The following is a 16,353-nucleotide window of genomic DNA, read 5'->3' on the forward strand; positions in this document are numbered from 1 at the left end:
AGTTAATTCCCGGGGCCCACCCTCGGCGGGTGGCTCAGCGGCCGGTACCGCCGTACACCGTCGCCTCATCATCGCTGTCCAGGTCGAAGGCCTTGTGGATGACGCGTACGGCGTCGTCGAGCAGGTCCGCATGCGTGACGACCGAAATCCGGATTTCTGAGGTGGAGATCATGTTGATGTTGATCCCGGCCTCGGACAGCGCGGCGAAGAACCGTGCCGAGACGCCCGGGTGGGAACGCATGCCGGCGCCGATCAGCGACAGCTTGCCAATCTTCTCGTTGAACTCGATGCTCTCGAACCCGATCCGGTCCTGCGCGGCGTGCAGGGCGGCCAGCGCGTCGGCGCCCTCGACGATCGGCAGCGTGAAGGAGATGTCGGTCCGGCCCGTGCCGTGGGTGGAAACGTTCTGGACGATCATGTCGATGTTCGAGTGCGCATCGGCGATGACCTGGAAGATCGCGGCAGCCTTGCCGGGGATATCGGGAACCCCGATTACCGTGACCTTGGCTTCGGAACGGTCGTGTGCAACACCGGAGATGATTGGCTGCTCCAAGGCAACTCCCTCTTGGGTTGTGATCTTGTCGTTGGCGCTGGGCATGACCCAGGTGCCTTCGTTCTGGCTGAATGAGGAACGGACGTGCAGCGGAACGCCGAAACGGCGCGCGTACTCGACGCAGCGCAGGTGCAGGATCTTCGCGCCGGACGCCGCCAGTTCCAGCATTTCCTCGCTGGAAATCCTGTCGATCTTGCGGGCGGATGCTACGACGCGCGGATCGGCGGTGTAGATCCCGTCGACGTCGGTGAAGATCTCGCACACGTCCGCGTCGAGGGCGGCGGCCAGCGCCACCGCCGTCGTGTCCGATCCGCCGCGGCCCAGGGTGGTGATTTCGTTCGTGGTGCGGCTCATGCCCTGGAAGCCCGCGACGATCGCAATGTGGCCCTTGTCCAGGGCGGTGCGGATGCGGTGCGGGTCGACGTCGATGATCCGGGCCTTGCCGTGGATGCCATCGGTGATCATGCCGGCCTGGGAGCCGGTGAATGACTGGGCCGAGGCACCGAATTTGGTGATGGCCATGGCGAGCAGTGCCATCGAGATGCGTTCGCCGGCGGACAGGAGCATGTCCATTTCACGGGCCGGGGCGGAGTCGGTGACCTGGGCCGCGAGGCCGAGGAGCTCATCGGTTGTGTCGCCCATGGCGGAGACGACCACCACCACTTCATCGCCGGCGTTCTGGGCATCCACGACCCTGCGGGCCACGCGCTTGATGCCTTCGGCGTCCGCCACGGACGAGCCGCCGAACTTCTTGACTACAAGGTGCTTTGTCGTGGCGGCAGCGGCGGGCCGCTCCTGTGGCTGCGGTCCGGGATGGACTTCGGTCGTGGGCAAACTCATGGGCGCACCCTCACTGGATCATCGGAGTTCTGGGCCAAGCAACCAAACGGCGCGACGGCGTAACTTCTCAGCCCAGTTTATCGCCGGGACGCCTTGGATGCTGAATTGTGACCACATGCCAGACAGCCCTGCTCCCGAATCCGCGGGCTAATCCCCCCCCCCGCTTCGGGCCCCCCGTGGGCACGTGCTCCGGCCCCTTGGGGACATGCCCACCCCTGGGGCCGGCGGCTGGTCATAGTGGCCTTATGTCCAACCGTGGGCACGGCGGCTGGGCATGTCCACCCGGGGTGAGGCGCGACGGCGGCAGTCACCGAGGTGCTCTGCGCAGCCGCTAGCTCAGGGCGTTGCGCCGACCTTCGAAGGCCCGGCCGAGGGTGACTTCATCGGCGTATTCGAGGTCACCGCCCACGGGCAGGCCCGATGCCAGCCGGGTCACGGCGATGCCAATCGATTTGAGCATCCGCGCCAGGTAGGTCGCTGTGGCCTCGCCCTCCAGGTTGGGGTCGGTGGCGATGATGATTTCCTGGATGGCGCCGTCGTTGAGCCGGGTGAGGAGCTCCCGGATCCTGAGCTGCTCCGGGCCGATGCCCGCAATGGGGTTAATCGCCCCGCCGAGCACGTGGTAGCGGCCCCGGAAGGAGCGTGTGCGCTCCACGGCGAGGACGTCCTTGGATTCCTCGACAACGCAGATGATCGAGGGGTCCCGGCGAGGGTCGCGGCAGATGTTGCACAGGTCCTGTTCCGTGACGTTGCCGCACACGGTGCAGAATTTGACGCGTTCCTTGACGTTGGTGATGGCGTCGACGAGCCGTTTCATGTCCTGCGGGTCGGCCTCAAGGATATGGAAGGCCAGCCGCTGGGCGGACTTGGGTCCGACTCCGGGAAGGCGTCCGAGCTCGTCGATCAGCTCTTGAACTGCACCTTCGTACACTGTGTCCTCGTTCGTTTGGGGTGGTGACGGGCGGTAGGCCCGGCGGTGCGGCTAGAAACGCGGCGGCAGCGGGCTTCCGTCCAGTGACCGCTCTTCAACAAGTTTTCCGCCCAGGATGCGTTCGACGGCGGCCCGTCCGAAGACGCCTGATTCCTCGATCGTTTCGTCATCCGCGCTGGGGATGTCCTGGACATAGGTGGTCGTGGCGGCTGCGGCCGCGGCCCGGGCCGGGGCTTTGGCGCGGCCGGCTTCGGCTTCCGGGCTGTTGGAGAGTCGTTGATAGAGGCTTTGCCGGCCCGTCGGGAGCGGCGCGGTCTGGGGTGCGGTGTCCGCTGCCGGTGACGCGGTCCGTGGAGCGGGCGCGGCCGCCGGCGCAGCGTTTGCTGGGGCTGGAATGGAGGGGGCGCCCACCGCCACCAGCTCCGCGGAGTCACCCCACCCGTTGGATGAGGAGGCGACTGGCTCATACGCCGCGGTGGCCGGCACCGCGGCGGCGTAGTGCGGGACCTGGGCCGCCGCAGGTTCGTAGTGTGGCGGTTCCGGTTCCGGCGCCGGCTCGGGAGCCTCGGACTGCTCGGGCGGGTAGCTTCCGACGTTGGAGTCAGGCCCGATCGTCCAGATGCCGGGGGCCTGCTCGATGGCGCGGGCCCACGGGTCGTTGGCGGTGTCCGGTGCCTGCGGTGCCGGAGTGTTGGTTGGGGGCGTCGCGGCAGCAGCGCCGGAACGCGCCGCCGAAGCAGCCCTTTTGCGGGCGGGCGCGGCGGACGGCTGGGCGGGGGCGGGCTGGGCGGCCCGGGCCAGGATTGGGGCCGCGGGGTCCCAGTCCATGGGCGGTTCCTCGTCCAGCGGCGGAGCGTCCTCGTCCCGCGGCGGGCCCCAGTCATCGTCGGGGTAGGCGTAGGATCCGGCGGCCTCCGGAGAGGCGCTCGGCTGTTCGCTGGCCGCCACGGTTGCCGGCGCAGCGGACGGTGGTTCGTCGGTGGCAGCAGTTGCCGGGACGTGCGCGGGCGCCGCGGACAGGGGTGCGGAGACAGGTGTCTGGCCCGGCGCGGCCGGCGCGACGTGTGACTGGGATGCATCGGCCGGTGCGAGGGGGCCAGCGGCGGGGACCGCTGCCGCACGTGCAGGCTCCGACCCGGCCGGGACACCCTGGGCTGACCCGGAGGGAGCCGGGGCGGCGGCCGGGGGCAGGCCCCAGTCCGCGTCGGACGACGTGGCCGGGACGTCCCGGCTAACGGGTGCTTTTGGGTTTGGTTCAGAGCTCGCTGCGCTGTTGCTTCCGCTGGCCACTGCATTGATCTGGCATTCGATGCCGATGGTCTTGTGGATGGCCTGCCGCAGGTTCTCGGAGTGATCCGCCCGGCCGAACGCGCCGGCCAGCCCGGAGGTGGTGAAGGCGAGCGTCAGGACATGGTCTTCGAAGTGGCCCACCTGGGCATTCGGCTCGACGAGGGCCCAGGTGCTCCGCTTGATTTTCGTCAGCGTCTGCAGGATCTCCGGCCAGGCGCGGCGGAGGACTTCGACGTCGGGCCCGGATCCGGTGGCCGCGGCGCGCGGGGCTGAAGGTGCCGCTGGGACCACTGGGGCCGGCTGGTTCCGGGCTGCTGCGGATGGGGCCGTGGCAGGGGGCGCCTCGGCCACTGGTCGCGTCGGCGCGGACGCCTGGGGTGCCGGGGCCCTCCCAGCAGAAGCACGGCTGACCGCGGCAGGTTCGTCGACAGGCCAGTCGCCGGTGCTGACGCGCGGCGGGGTGAGTGCTTCTTTGACTGGTTCGGCATCTCGCGCAGGGGCCACTGCAGCCGCGGGGGCCACGGCGGCAGGAGAGGCAGGAGCGGCAGGTGCAGCCGCGGGAACAGGGGCTACCGGAGCCGGGGCGGCGGCTGCGGGAGCGGCTGCTGCCGGGACAGTGGCTGCCGGGACAATGGGTGCGGAAACGGCGGGAGCCCCGACGTCGTTCCCGGCGTAGTTCAGCCGGCGTTCCACCCTGTCGATCCGGGCAGCAATGCCGCGCTCGGTCTGCTCGGAGGAGGGCAGCAGGATGCGGGCGCACAGCAGCTCCAGGTGCAGCCGCGGCGACGTGGCGCCGGTCATCTCGGTGAGGGCCGTGTTGGTGACGTCAGCCGCGCGGGAGAGCTCGGCCGCGCCCAGATTGTGGGACTGGTTCTGCAAACGCGCGATCTGGTCCGCGGGCATGCCGCGGAGGATCGACTGGGCGCTCTCCGGCATGGCCTGGACGATGATGAGGTCGCGGAAGCGCTCAAGCAGGTCCTCCACAAAACGGCGGGGGTCATGCCCGGTCTGGATGACGCGGTCCACCGCCCGGAACACCGTGGCGGCGTCGGAGGCTGCGACGGCCTCAACGACGTCGTCGAGCAGGGACGCGTGGGTGTAGCCCAGCAGTGCGACGGCGAGTTCGTAGTTCAGGCCGTCTGGTCCCGCACCGGCCATGAGCTGGTCCAGGACGGAGAGGGAATCCCGCACCGAGCCGCCGCCGGCGCGGATAACGAGTGAGAGCACGCCGGGCGCCACGGGGACATTCTCCTGCGTGCAGAGCAGCTCAAGGTACGCCATGAGCGGCTCCGGCGGAACGAGCCGGAACGGGTAGTGGTGCGTGCGGGAGCGGATGGTGCCGATGACCTTGTCCGGCTCCGTGGTGGCGAAGATGAACTTGATGTGTTCCGGCGGCTCTTCGACGATCTTGAGCAGGGCGTTGAAGCCGGCGGAAGTGACCATGTGGGCTTCGTCGATGATGAAGATCTTGTAACGGTCGCGGACGGGGGCGTACGTGGCCCGTTCGCGCAGGTCCCGGGCGTCGTCGACGCCGCCGTGGCTGGCAGCGTCAATTTCGATGACGTCGAGGGATCCCGAGCCGCCGCGGGCGAGTTCAACGCAGCTGGGGCACTTGCCGCAGGGGGTGTCCGTGGGCCCCTCGGCGCAGTTCAGGCACCGGGCCAGGATGCGCGCAGAGGTGGTTTTTCCGCAGCCCCGGGGGCCCGAGAAGAGGTAGGCGTGGTTGACGCGGTTCTTGCGCAGGGCCGTCATCAGCGGCTCGGTGACGTGTTCCTGCCCGATAACGTCCGCGAACGAATCTGGGCGGTATCTACGGTAAAGGGCGGTTGTAACAGTCACAGATAAACCCTACCAATCGGCACAGACATAAAAGACCCCTCATGCACCCGCCAGAGCCCATTTACCCTTGCTACCTTCCGGTCCTGGGGGAGTTCAACAGGATGACGCCACATGAGGGGCCGTCAGCAAGTTTACCCGACGTTTGAGTGTGCCCCGAATCGTGCTCTTCGACCCCGGGAAATCCCTCGGGACATGCCCATTTTTTGCTGCGGCGAGTGGGCATGGCAGGACCATGTCCACTCGCCGCAGTCCGGCGGGGGCAGGTCCGGCGGGGGCGGGTCCGTGGGGCGTCCGTGGGGGTTCCGAGGGGCCAATTGGGCGATGCCGGGAAGTTCAGGTATTCTAGTATCTGCTTTTGATTCAGAAGCTACTGGAGAATTCGCCTAGCGGCCTATGGCGCACGCCTGGAACGCGTGTTGGGTTAACGCCCTCGGGGGTTCAAATCCCCCATTCTCCGCGGTTGGCCCCGGTCCCTTGGACCGGGGCCTTTTTGCGTCCCACAGATTCCCCGCGCCGTAACCCGTGTGCGTGTGCGGCCTTAGCCCTGGTGGCCCAGCCGGCGGAGGCGGGCGCGGGCAGCCTGCTCGCTGGGTCCGACCCGGCCCAGGGCAAGATGGACGACGCCGAGCGTCACCTTCGTGGCCAGCCGCACCGGCACCGGGATGGGACCCAGCCGGGCGGTCCGCAGGCCCAGCAAATCGCGGTATTTGGGTTCGAGACTTGCCACGGCTGCCGCGAACAGTACCCGGTAGCCTGGCCTCAGCACCGGATGGAGCGGCGGATTGCGGATAAACGCCACGGTCTCGGCGACCCTGTCGTCGGAACGGAGCTCGCCGGCGTCGTGCCACTGGTCCAACTGCCGGCGCATTTCCGCCTCGCTGAGTGGCGGGGACTCCACTCCCATGAGCTCCCCGGCCTGCGCCCACTCACGCACGTAGGCGTCGGGGCCGCCGGGAATCGGCCTGCCCCAGATCTTGTGCGCCGACAGGAAAGCGTCGGTGAAGGCAATGTGCACCCAGCGCAGCAGGTCCGGATCATTGGCCGCGTAGCTCCGGATGACGCCATGTCCGTCCACGTAATCCCCGCGCACCGACCCATGGAGCCGCAACACCCAGTCGGAGGCTGAGCGGGCCGCGGAGGTCGAACCGTAGGAGACTGTGAAGATCCAGCGGATCGTTCCGGCAAGCCGGCCCAGGGGGTCCTCGCGGAAGCGGGAGTGGTCGTGGACGCCGGCCAGCGCGCCGGGGTGGAGCGACTGCATGAGCAGGGCGCGAATTCCCGCCACGATCGTCGGCATGTCCCCATGGACGGCCCAGACCGCCGATCCCGGCAAGTGATAGCCAGGGTCGTCGCCTTCCGCCAGACGCGGGACCCAGTCCGGCACTGCATCCCGGGTTCCGGTGAAGGTCTGCTTCAGTTCGGCCTGCCATTCCCTGAGGAGGTTGCGCATACTCCATTCTCTCCCATCGCCGCGGTGCCTGGTACTGGTCCTGGGAACCAGTAGTACTGGGCGACCACCTGTAGTTGGAAAGGGGTAGTTTTTACGGTTCACAGGTCCCCCCGGTTGTGGTCCCATAAGAACGTGGGTCCGCGGAATTGGGGACTGGCGAAACAAGATGCGGGAGACACATCGTGGGAAAACACTGGGGAAACTCATCGAGTGAGCAAGCAGGCAGAGCGCGCATTATTGCTGTGCGCTGTTTGTCCGGCGGTTTCTGCCTCTCCCTGGCGGTCCTAACCTTCGGGGTCCAGGGACTGTCGGGCGGCGGCTCCGCCGTTGTGCCGTCCCCTTCTCTGGCCTACGGCGTCGTGGGACCGGGCACGCTGGATCCAGACACTCCAGGCACAGTTGGTGCCAGCGCGGTTCCGGCCGCTGACGCCCCGGCGCCGGCGGCTTTCACTGCGGATGCCCTGGCGCTCGTCGCCTACACCCGGTCGACGGTTGAGACAACCTCCAAGGACGGCGTCCCCGGGGAGCTCAATGTGGCGTCCGCCGGACTGAAACGGCCCGCCGAAGGCTTCCTCATGGCCCCACTCGAATCAATTCGGGAGTCCTCGTCCTTCGGATTGCGAACCAGTCCCATCACGGGGTCCTCCGGGGAATTTCACTGGGGCCAGGACTTCGCCTCGCCGTGCGGTACGCGTGTCTACTCGGCCGACGCCGGCGTGGTGCGGGCCGTCGGCTGGCACCCGTGGGGCGGCGGAAACCGCGTGGAAATCGACCACGGCAACGGGCTCATCACCACCTACAACCATCTTGAGGCGATCGCTGTCAAGAAGGGCGACTCGGTGCGGGTTGGCGAGGTCATTGCCCGGGTGGGAACGACCGGATCCTCCACCGGTTGCCACCTGCATTTTGAGACGATCCGGAACGGCTCCCACAAGAATCCGCACGACTGGATCCTTCTTCCGATCGTGCAGACGGACCAGTTGGGCGCCATCGAGATGACCAGCTACGCGCCCGATGCCGGCAGTCCTTCCAACACTTCCCTTGGCTGGGCTATCCCGGTGTCCGATGAGGGGACGCACATAGTTGCCGGCGGCGCCGAGGAAGTGCCCCTGTCAGCGCTGCCGGGAACGCCGTCCTCCGCGTCCGCTGCGGCCACGCCCACTCCGTCGATCTGGGACGCGCTGTCGCCGACCAAGACGCGGGCGGACTCGCCAACGCCCGCACCCAGCCAGCCGCCGGGCGGGTCTCCGAGCGGGACCACGACGACGGGGGGCACGCCGACGAGCGACACCCCGAGCCCCTCGGAGCCGAGCACCGCGCCGCCGCCGGAATCGCCGACGCCGTCGCCTGAGCCCACGGCCCCGCCCCTGCCGCCTCCGCCGATCGTGGAGCCCGCGCCTGCCCCGCCGCCGGTTGTGGAGCCCGCGCCGCCACCTGTGGTGGAACTGCCGCCCCCGCCGCCGGTTGTGGAGCCCGCGCCGCCACCTGTGGTGGAACTGCCGCCCCCGCCGCCGGTTGTGGAGCCCGCGCCGCCACCTGTGGTGGAACTGCCGCCCCCGCCTCCGCCGCCCGCGAGCACCGTGGCGCCGCCTCCGCCGCCCGCGAGCACCGTGGCGCCGCCTCCGCCCGCGCGCACTGTGGCACCCCCGCTGCCCGCTCCCACGGTGTCCGCTGAACCGTCGGAGACCCCTGACCCGTCACTGACCCCTGGCCCGTAGACGGCACTAACCCATACCCGCGCGCGTTGGTATCGAATGACAGTCGTGACCAATTCCGGAATACCGCTCCGGACACGAACTTCATGACAACATCGCGAGGAACCTTCCCATGACTTCTCTACACAGCATTCCGCTCACCCTGATCGACGGCACGGACACCGACTTTGGCCGCTTCAAAGGGGAGGTGGTGCTGGTAGTGAACGTGGCGTCGCAATGCGGATTCACGCCGCAGTACGCGGGCCTCGAAGCGCTGCACAACAAGTTCCGCGAGCAGGGCTTCGAAGTGCTCGGTGTTCCCTGCAACCAGTTCGCTGGCCAGGAACCCGCCGCTGACGCCGAAATCGCGGAATTCTGCGAACGGAATTTTGGCGTGACATTCCCGCTCACCGCCAAAGCCGATGTCCGCGGCAAGAACCAGCACCCGCTCTACGCTGAGCTCACCAAATTCAAGAACGGCTTCTTGCCGGGATTGGTGAAGTGGAACTTTGAGAAGTTCCTGGTGAACCGCGACGGCGAGGTGGTGGCCCGTTTCGCCCCCACCGTCGAGCCGGATTCACCGGAAGTTATTGCAGCGGTGGAGTCCGCCCTCCGTTGAGAGCCGGCGCCCAGCCCACAAGGGGACAACGGCCCCTATCTCCAAGCATGCTCACCGCCTAGACTGGCCGGACCTACCCAACTAGCCGGGCACACCCGCGGCGCAGACGCGCCTGTGTGAGCTGGCGGTTCAGCCGCCACAGGCCCGGGGGAAGGCGCATCAGCACGCTTCGTGAATCACAACTGGACACTCTAATTGGGGTCCGTGAAACCAGGAGGAAAGTGATGACAGGGAACAAAGCCGTTGCCTACAAGGGGCCGGGCAAGGTCGAACTGATCGACATTGACTACCCCACCTTCGAACTTAAGGACGGCCCGGGGGTCAACCCCGACAACGTGGGCCGCCCGGTGCGCCATGGTGTGATCCTCAAAACCGTTGCCACGAACATCTGCGGCTCGGACCAGCACATGGTCCGTGGCCGCACCACAGCCCCCGTGGACCTGGTCCTGGGCCACGAAATCACCGGCGAAGTCGTGGAAGTCGGACCGGACGTCGAATTCATCAAGGTCGGGGATATCTGCTCCGTCCCCTTCAACATCGCCTGCGGACGGTGCCGGAACTGCAAGGAGCGCAAGACCGGCATCTGCCTGAACGTCAACCCCGCCCGTCCGGGCGCCGCCTACGGGTACGTGGACATGGGCGGCTGGGTCGGCGGACAGGCCAACTACGTACTCGTCCCGTACGCAGACTGGAACCTGCTGAAGTTCCCGGACAGGGACCAGGCACTCGAGAAAATGATGGACCTGACGATGCTGTCGGACATCTTCCCGACCGGCTTCCACGGCGCCGTCTCCGCCGGCGTTGGCGTCGGCTCCACCGTCTACATCGCGGGTGCCGGTCCCGTCGGGCTGGCCGCGGCCACCAGCGCACAGCTGCTGGGTGCCGCCGTCGTGATCGTCGGCGACATGAACGCCGACCGGCTGGCGCAGGCGCGCAGCTTCGGCTGCGAGACCATTGACCTGTCCCAGGGCGGGCCCGCGGAGCAGATTGAGCAGCTCCTCGGCGTGCCCGAAGTCGACTGCGGCGTCGATGCCGTCGGGTTCGAGGCGAAGGGCCACGGCCACGGCGCCAAGGAGGCCCCGGCGACAGTGCTGAACTCCCTGATGGAACTCACCACGGCCGGTGGCGCGCTCGGCATTCCGGGACTCTACGTCACCGGGGATCCTGGCGGCATCGACGAGGCGGCCAAGAAGGGTGCCCTCTCGCTCAGCCTGGGCACCGGCTGGGCCAAGTCGCTGAGTTTCACCACCGGGCAGTGTCCGGTGATGAAGTACAACCGCGGGCTCATGATGGCCATCCTGCATGACAAGGTCCAGATCGCGAAGAACGTCAACGCAAAGGCGATCACCCTGGAGGACGCCCCCAGGGGCTACGCGGAGTTCGACGCCGGTGCTGCCACGAAGTACGTGCTGAACCCGAACGGATACCTGAGCTAGCCGCCAGGCAGCCGAGTAATCCATATTCCGGCGGGCACAACCGGCACATGCCGCAGCAGGTATGTGCCCGCCGGAGTACCCGGTTATTGCCTCTTTTCGAACATGCCTACTGGAGTTTGCACATTGTTGGCCGAATGTCTGGTTGGATAGACATTACTGAGAGGGACGCTGGAGGCAACAGCTTCCACCCAACCAGGAAGGTAGCAATGGAGCTCATCGAGGCCGAGCACCCCCGGCCACGTCATTTTTTACTCCATCTGAGTGACCCCCACCTGCTGGGAGGTCCGGCCCCATTGCATGGTGTGGTCGACAGCGACGCACTGCTCCGACAACTCTTCGACGAGGTTCGGGCGTCCGGCGCGCGCCCCGAAGCCGTGATATTCACCGGCGACCTCGCCGACCGGGGCGAACCCGAGGCCTACGCCAAATTGCGGGCCATCGTCGAGCCCGCCTGCAAGGCCATGGGTGCGAAAGTCATCTGGGCGATGGGCAACCACGACAACCGCGCCCACTTCCGCACCGGCCTGCTGGACCAGCCAGCCGACGACGCCCCCGTGGACCACACCTACTACATCAACGGGCTGCGGATCATCACCCTCGACACCTCAGTCCCCGGTTTCCACCACGGAGAGCTAAGCCCCGATCAGCTGGAGTGGCTCGCGGACGAACTCGCCACGCCCGCCCCGGACGGAACCATTCTGGCCCTGCACCACCCGCCGGTGCCCTCGGTCCTGGACCTCGCCGTCCTGGTGGAGCTTCGGGACCAGACGGCGTTGGCCGGAGTCCTGCGGAACTCCGACGTCCGTTCAATTTTGGGTGGCCACTTGCACTACTCAACGACGGCGACCTTCGCGGGGATCCCGGTCTCCGTGGCGTCGGCCACCTGCTACACGCAGGACCTCAACGTTCCGGTCGGCGGAACCCGCGGACGTGACGGCGGACAGGCGTTCAATCTGGTCCACGTTTATGAGCACACGATCGTGCATTCCGTGGTCCTCCTCGGCAGCACCCCGGCAGTAGGAGAGCTCGTCCCGGCCGAGGAAGTCCAGCGGCGCATCACCGCGGCCGGGATCCGCATTCCGGGCAAGGCGAAGCTCGAAGACCCGGCCAGGACTCCCGGCCACCGCCGGCTGACCGCCAGCAACTAGCCACTACTTCTCCCAGGGAGCCTTGATCGGGTAGTACTTCTCCAGGAAGTCCGTCACGAGTTCGGCCCGTTCCCCGGCCGGGACCTCCGGGAAGCTGCCGTCATTGAGGCAGAAGAAGTCCATGTTCCGCTTGGCGAGAAGCTTGGGCAGGTAGTTGAGTCCTGCCCTGGCGGTGGTGTCCACATAGCGCACCTTGGCCGCCGTCTGGGTGACGGCGCGGCCGGTAAGCAGCGCGTAGTAGTGGTAGAACGAGTTGGTCACCGAGATGTTGTCGGCCGCGCGGAACGTGCTGGCCGCCGTCTTGGCGAATTCCGCCGGAAACTCCTGCTCCATCTGGGCTACGACGCTGCGGCGCAGCGGCGCAGCCGTGTGCTCCAGGTGCCGGGTGGTGATCCGGCCAAAGCGGTCCCAGAGCAGCTTCCGGTTCACCCGGGCTGCGTTCTCAAATCCGCTGCGCTCCGTATCGTTGTCACCGAGCCCGATCCTGGTTTCCGCCTCGATGAACTTCGTGACGCCGCCTGGCGTGAAGAACATGTCCGGTCCGACGGCGCGGCCGAAGAACATGTCGTCATTGGAGTACAGGAAGTGCTCGGAGAGGCCCTCGATGTGGTGGAGCTGGCATTCCACTGCTTGCGAGTTGTGGGTGGGCAAATCGGAGGGGTCCGCGAAGAACTCCTCGCTGCGGACGATCGTCACACCGGGATGATCCGCCAGCCAGGATGGGGCGGGGGAGTCCGTGGCAATGAAGATGCGGCGGATCCAGGGCGCAAACATATAGACCGAACGCAGCGCGTACTTGAGTTCGTCGATCTGGCGGAAGCGGGCTTCGTGGTCGTCGCCTTCGCCCACCACGACGCCGGCCATCCGTGCGCGCCGCGCCGCGATGTACTCCGGAGAGCTGCCATCCACCCAGGAAAACACGAGATCGATGTCGAAGCTGATGTCACTGGCGTGGTCCGCGAACATATTCTCGATGGTGGGCCAGGTGTGGCCGTACCGCTCCACCGTGCCGCGGACGGCGTCCTGGGCCAGCAGCGTCCGGCGGGTCAGTGAGTTCTCGATCGGGAGGATCAGCTCGTCGGCCTCGAAACTCCACAGTTCCAGCTGCACCCCGGCCGAGGCGCCGAACTCGAAGCCGCCTTCCGGCTCGACCCGGGGACGGTACAGCCGGAAGATCCGGGACTGCCGGTTGGGGGAGAGCTCCCCGTCGGCGACCAGCACCGAGGATTTTTTCTTGGCGTCGACGCTCATCGAGTAGAACGGCTCTCCGTGGCAGGCTTTCACGAGTGCGCCGCGGAGTTTCTTGCGGTCCTTCCAGTCCACGGCAATGACGGGCCTGTCGTTGTTGCCGCGTACCAGCAGGTAGTCCAGGCCGGCGCCGTCCAGCACCGAGCGGATGAACATCAAGTCCTCGACCATTGCCTGGTACGGCGTACGGTTCTCGTTGATCAGGCCGAACCGGCCCCGGCGGCGTAGGACGTCCTGGCGCGCCCGGAATCTCGCGACGGCAGCCGCGGAGGTGACCTCATCATGGGCGTCTACCGATGCCTGGCTGCCGTAGTAGATCTCATCCTGGACCGATGCGTCTGTAATTTCGATTCTCCGTGATTCTTTGCGTGAATGTGTCCCTACATGCATGATATCGTCCACCCCAAAATCGACCCTAAATATCCGCGGCTGAAACGCCGCCGTTGTGGGCCGCAAGGGCCCTCGCCCACCCCCGGACCCCTGGGTCCGGGGGTGCTTCAGCCCGCCGGTTCAGCCCAGCAGGGCCTGGCGCCAGCTGCGCAGGAAAGCCGCCCCGGCGTCGTCGTGGATGACGTCCTCGCCAAGCCCCAGATCCGCCGCAGTGAGTACCTCGTATGGTTTCACCGGGACGCCGTCGGCGGGCCGGACGTCGACGTGTTTCACCGGGTGGTCGTTGTGGTGCAGCCAGTCGGCCATGGCGTAGTCCGTGCGGGAATCGCCCACCGTCCGCCAGGCCTGCGGGGTGACGCCCTGCGCCGCCAGCAGTTCCACGGCCCGGCTCGCACCGAGGTCCTTGCCCAGCCTGACCGACTCGATGTCGGTGGAGATGATGGTCGGATCGACCCGGTAGTCGATCTGGTCATCGGAGTCAGGGGCGTGGTGGTCCAGCCGCACCACGCCGAGGCCGTGCCGGCCCATCAGTTCCATGGCATCGGCGTCGAACAGGTGCTGTTCGGCGCGGTAGTCGGCGTTCTCGACGGAGATGTGCTGCTCCACGGAGACCATGGCCAGCTTGGTTTCGTCGAAGAACATGTGCTCGGTGTAGTCCTCGGCCACCAGCCGGCGGACGTCGTCGCCGAATGACCGCGGGATGGCCAGATCGTGATCGACATGCACCGGCCCGGGACCCGCGGCGGTGTAGCTGAACCAGACGGCGCCCTTCTCGCACACGGCGTGAATCAGGATGCCGGCCGGCATTCCGGCGGCGATCATCGGCTCCATCACCTGTTCGCGGATGAAGGCAGCCGACCGGCCGGTGTTGAAGATGACCGGGATCCCCGCCGCGGCCAGTGCCAGCAGGTCCGTGATGATCACCGGCTGGACCGCGCGGGTGACGGGGCTCGCCACGGGACCGTCGACGTCGAGCAACAGTGCCAGCGGAGGAGCCGACGGCGAGAGGGACACTGAAGTCTCGGGAAATGTCATGGTCCCATTCTCCCAGCAGCACGGCATCATTGCATGTGCTGTGGACCGTGCCGCAGCCAGGGTCTCGACTGTGACAGCAGGGACCGGCGGTGTGAGCAATGGTTGCTGTTTGGCTACAACCTGCCGGCGCCGGGAGTCGTGGATTCCTTTGCCCGGCCAACTTCCTTACGCTTGGATGGTGATATTCAAAGCCGTGGGCGAGGGACGCCCGTACCCCGACCATGGTTTCAGCACGCCCAGGGACTGGGCGGCGCTGCCGCCGCGCCCGGTCCGGTTGGACGATCTGGTGACCACCAAGCGCACACTCGACCTGGAGGCGCTGCTGGCAGAGGACTCGACGTTCTTCGGCGACCTGTTCCCGCACGTCGTGGAGTACCGCGGAGTCCTGTACCTGGAGGACGGCCTGCACCGCGCCGTCCGGACCGCGCTGCACCAGCGCACAGCCATCCATGCGCGGGTGCTGGTGATCAATGGCTAGAAAGCCAAAGGACGTCACCGTCCTGCACGGGCACCGTGTCATTACCGGCCCGGACCTGCGGGCCACCTTCGTGGAGGATGACGAGCTGCACGACAATCCCGTCAGGATGCGCCGACGCATCCTGCACGGGGTCGTCCTGGTGCTGCTCGTCGCCTTGGTGGCCGCCGCGATTATGATGGCGCTGGCGATCATGAACGGCCAGATCAAGATTCCGGCGTCGGAGCGCAGCCAGGCCGCCGCGTCCGTCTGCCCCGAAGCGCGCTTCGACTACACACCGCCGGAAAAGGTCAACCTCAACGTCTACAATTCGACCTCCCGCCCGGGCCTGGCCCGCTCTGTGGCCGACGCGTTCGCGGACCGCAAGTTCATCGTCGGGGCCGTTGCCAATACGACCTCGAGCTACCGCGGCGTGGCGCTGGTCGTCTCCGGAGCCGCGGGCCAGTCCGCGGCGTTCAGTGTCCAGCGGAACCTGCCGGGCTCGGACTACTTCCAGGACGGCCGGACGGACCCGAGCGTGGACGTCATCCTCACCGGAGACTTCCAGGAACTGGCGAATCCTGAACTTGTCGACCAGACGCCGGGGCAACTGAGCTGCCCGCGCGAGGACCGGCGGATCGTGGACGAATCCGGGCGGCCCATGACGCCGGCGGTTGTGCCCACCCCTGGCGGCTAGCCGCGCCGACGGCTCCTGGGATCAGGAGGAAACGAGCAGGGGACGGCCGTCGTCGTCGAACCGTGCCCCGGCGCCGAGCTGGACGAACCGCACGGTGCGGGCAATCCGGGCCTCCGCCTCGGCGTCCTGGCCGGCACCGTCACCGCGGGCGGCGCTGGAAGACAGGGTGCCGTGGATGAGCTGCGCCAGCTCGGTGGCATCCGCCGCGGGCAGGTAGCCCTGGGCGATGCCGTCCCTAAGGATGCCCTGCAGGAGCACGCTGAGTTCCCCGACGTGGTCCGCCAGCTTCGCGAACGACACCGGCGAGAGCACAGCCCCCATCGCGGGGCCGGGCGGCAAATGGCGCCGGCTGAGATCCTCGACCTGGGCACGAACGTACAGGGCCAGGCGGTCCACCGGGTTCTCCAGCGCATCCAGCGATTCGCGCAGGTCGATCAGGAAACGCTCGGTCTCGTCCAGCGCGTAGGCGATCAGAAGCTCTTCGATGTCCGCGTAGTAGTTGTACACCGCGGTGCGGCCAATCCGGGCGTGCCGTGCGACGTCGGTCATGGTCAGCCCCGGGAGCCCATGCGTGAACAGCAGCTCGCCGAACGCCGTCAGGATGCGGTGCTGGGTCTCGGCTCGTTGGGCGGCGTTGCTCGCGGCCGAAATCCTGGGCATACGGACACTTTAGCGCGATCTGTCAGCAAACCGGCGTTCATTGCCTGTAGGGCTCCAGGCCTTGGATTC

At 67.2% G+C, this 16,353-nt stretch carries 13 protein-coding genes, 1 tRNA gene and 1 other RNA gene; 7 read left to right on the forward strand and 8 right to left on the reverse strand.

What is annotated here, in order from left to right; translation table 11 throughout:
- Positions 1–34 precede the first annotated feature (34 nt).
- The 4 genes from ACZYX4_RS09915 to ffs all read right to left on the reverse strand — a co-directional run bounded on the left by ACZYX4_RS09915 (position 35) and on the right by ffs (position 5,577).
- On the reverse strand, positions 35–1,393 hold the full coding sequence (locus ACZYX4_RS09915) for an aspartate kinase (RefSeq protein WP_463875408.1): 1,359 nt from the start codon (positions 1,391–1,393) through the stop codon (positions 35–37).
- A gap of 331 nt (positions 1,394–1,724) precedes the next feature.
- Positions 1,725–2,324, reverse strand: coding sequence for a recombination mediator RecR (gene recR / locus ACZYX4_RS09920; RefSeq protein ID WP_463875409.1), 600 nt, complete (start codon positions 2,322–2,324; stop codon positions 1,725–1,727).
- A 51-nt stretch (positions 2,325–2,375) separates the two neighbouring features.
- Positions 2,376–5,453 (reverse strand): DNA polymerase III subunit gamma and tau, encoded by a 3,078-nt coding sequence (locus ACZYX4_RS09925; protein WP_463875410.1) that lies wholly within the window; start codon positions 5,451–5,453, stop codon positions 2,376–2,378.
- 27 nt (positions 5,454–5,480) lie between these two features.
- Positions 5,481–5,577, reverse strand: an RNA gene (gene ffs, locus ACZYX4_RS09930) — signal recognition particle sRNA small type.
- Positions 5,578–5,825: 248 nt separating this feature from the next.
- Here ffs and ACZYX4_RS09935 point away from each other — a divergent pair.
- Positions 5,826–5,910, forward strand: a tRNA-Ser gene (locus ACZYX4_RS09935).
- An 81-nt stretch (positions 5,911–5,991) separates the two neighbouring features.
- Here the strand turns inward: ACZYX4_RS09935 and ACZYX4_RS09940 are convergent.
- Positions 5,992–6,903 carry an oxygenase MpaB family protein gene (locus tag ACZYX4_RS09940; protein ID WP_463875411.1) on the reverse strand — a complete coding sequence of 304 codons (912 nt, stop codon included), beginning with the start codon at positions 6,901–6,903 and terminating at the stop codon, positions 5,992–5,994.
- Positions 6,904–7,145: 242 nt separating this feature from the next.
- Here ACZYX4_RS09940 and ACZYX4_RS09945 point away from each other — a divergent pair, with 242 nt between their 5' ends.
- The 4 genes from ACZYX4_RS09945 to ACZYX4_RS09960 all read left to right on the forward strand — a co-directional run bounded on the left by ACZYX4_RS09945 (position 7,146) and on the right by ACZYX4_RS09960 (position 11,800).
- Positions 7,146–8,621: a M23 family metallopeptidase gene (locus ACZYX4_RS09945; protein ID WP_463875412.1), complete on the forward strand. Its 1,476-nt coding sequence runs from the start codon at positions 7,146–7,148 to the stop codon at positions 8,619–8,621.
- 109 nt (positions 8,622–8,730) lie between these two features.
- Positions 8,731–9,216 (forward strand): glutathione peroxidase, encoded by a 486-nt coding sequence (locus tag ACZYX4_RS09950; protein WP_463875413.1) that lies wholly within the window; start codon positions 8,731–8,733, stop codon positions 9,214–9,216.
- 224 nt (positions 9,217–9,440) lie between these two features.
- Positions 9,441–10,652, forward strand: a complete 1,212-nt coding sequence (gene fdhA / locus ACZYX4_RS09955) for a formaldehyde dehydrogenase, glutathione-independent (protein WP_463875414.1) — start codon at positions 9,441–9,443, stop codon at positions 10,650–10,652.
- Positions 10,653–10,858: 206 nt separating this feature from the next.
- Positions 10,859–11,800, forward strand: a complete 942-nt coding sequence (locus ACZYX4_RS09960; protein ID WP_463875415.1) for a phosphodiesterase — start codon at positions 10,859–10,861, stop codon at positions 11,798–11,800.
- Positions 11,801–11,803: 3 nt separating this feature from the next.
- Here the strand turns inward: ACZYX4_RS09960 and ACZYX4_RS09965 are convergent, their stop codons facing one another.
- Both ACZYX4_RS09965 and ACZYX4_RS09970 read right to left on the reverse strand, forming a co-directional pair.
- Positions 11,804–13,438: a stealth family protein gene (locus ACZYX4_RS09965; RefSeq protein WP_463875416.1), complete on the reverse strand. Its 1,635-nt coding sequence runs from the start codon at positions 13,436–13,438 to the stop codon at positions 11,804–11,806.
- Between the two features lie 120 nt (positions 13,439–13,558).
- The gene (locus ACZYX4_RS09970) at positions 13,559–14,473 is read right to left on the reverse strand and encodes a hypothetical protein (protein WP_463875417.1); all 915 of its coding nucleotides are present in this window, start codon (positions 14,471–14,473) and stop codon (positions 13,559–13,561) included.
- 178 nt (positions 14,474–14,651) lie between these two features.
- Here ACZYX4_RS09970 and ACZYX4_RS09975 point away from each other — a divergent pair, with 178 nt between their 5' ends.
- Positions 14,652–14,951 carry a type II toxin-antitoxin system VapB family antitoxin gene (locus ACZYX4_RS09975; protein ID WP_463875573.1) on the forward strand — a complete coding sequence of 100 codons (300 nt, stop codon included), beginning with the start codon at positions 14,652–14,654 and terminating at the stop codon, positions 14,949–14,951.
- Positions 14,944–15,624, forward strand: coding sequence for a LytR C-terminal domain-containing protein (locus ACZYX4_RS09980; protein WP_463875418.1), 681 nt, complete (start codon positions 14,944–14,946; stop codon positions 15,622–15,624). Before ACZYX4_RS09975 ends, ACZYX4_RS09980 begins: the two co-directional genes overlap by 8 nt.
- 21 nt (positions 15,625–15,645) lie before the next feature.
- On the opposite strand, the gene ACZYX4_RS09985 is transcribed toward ACZYX4_RS09980, so the two are convergent.
- Positions 15,646–16,284 (reverse strand): TetR/AcrR family transcriptional regulator, encoded by a 639-nt coding sequence (locus ACZYX4_RS09985; protein ID WP_463875419.1) that lies wholly within the window; start codon positions 16,282–16,284, stop codon positions 15,646–15,648.
- Positions 16,285–16,353 lie beyond the last annotated feature (69 nt).

This window comes from Pseudarthrobacter leeuwenhoeki (assembly GCF_055412885.1).

Excerpts from the sequence above, each read along its gene's own strand:
- ACZYX4_RS09970 (WP_463875417.1), bottom strand. The coding sequence starts at position 14,473 with ATGACATTTCCCGAGACTTCAGTGTCCCTCTCGCCGTCGGCTCCTCCG.
- ACZYX4_RS09960 (WP_463875415.1), top strand. The coding sequence starts at position 10,859 with ATGGAGCTCATCGAGGCCGAGCACCCCCGGCCACGTCATTTTTTACTC.
- ACZYX4_RS09985 (WP_463875419.1), bottom strand. The coding sequence starts at position 16,284 with ATGCCCAGGATTTCGGCCGCGAGCAACGCCGCCCAACGAGCCGAGACC.
- ACZYX4_RS09915 (WP_463875408.1), bottom strand. The coding sequence starts at position 1,393 with ATGAGTTTGCCCACGACCGAAGTCCATCCCGGACCGCAGCCACAGGAG.
- ACZYX4_RS09980 (WP_463875418.1), top strand. The coding sequence starts at position 14,944 with ATGGCTAGAAAGCCAAAGGACGTCACCGTCCTGCACGGGCACCGTGTC.
- ACZYX4_RS09965 (WP_463875416.1), bottom strand. The coding sequence starts at position 13,438 with ATGCATGTAGGGACACATTCACGCAAAGAATCACGGAGAATCGAAATT.
- ACZYX4_RS09940 (WP_463875411.1), bottom strand. The coding sequence starts at position 6,903 with ATGCGCAACCTCCTCAGGGAATGGCAGGCCGAACTGAAGCAGACCTTC.
- fdhA (WP_463875414.1), top strand. The coding sequence starts at position 9,441 with ATGACAGGGAACAAAGCCGTTGCCTACAAGGGGCCGGGCAAGGTCGAA.
- ACZYX4_RS09950 (WP_463875413.1), top strand. The coding sequence starts at position 8,731 with ATGACTTCTCTACACAGCATTCCGCTCACCCTGATCGACGGCACGGAC.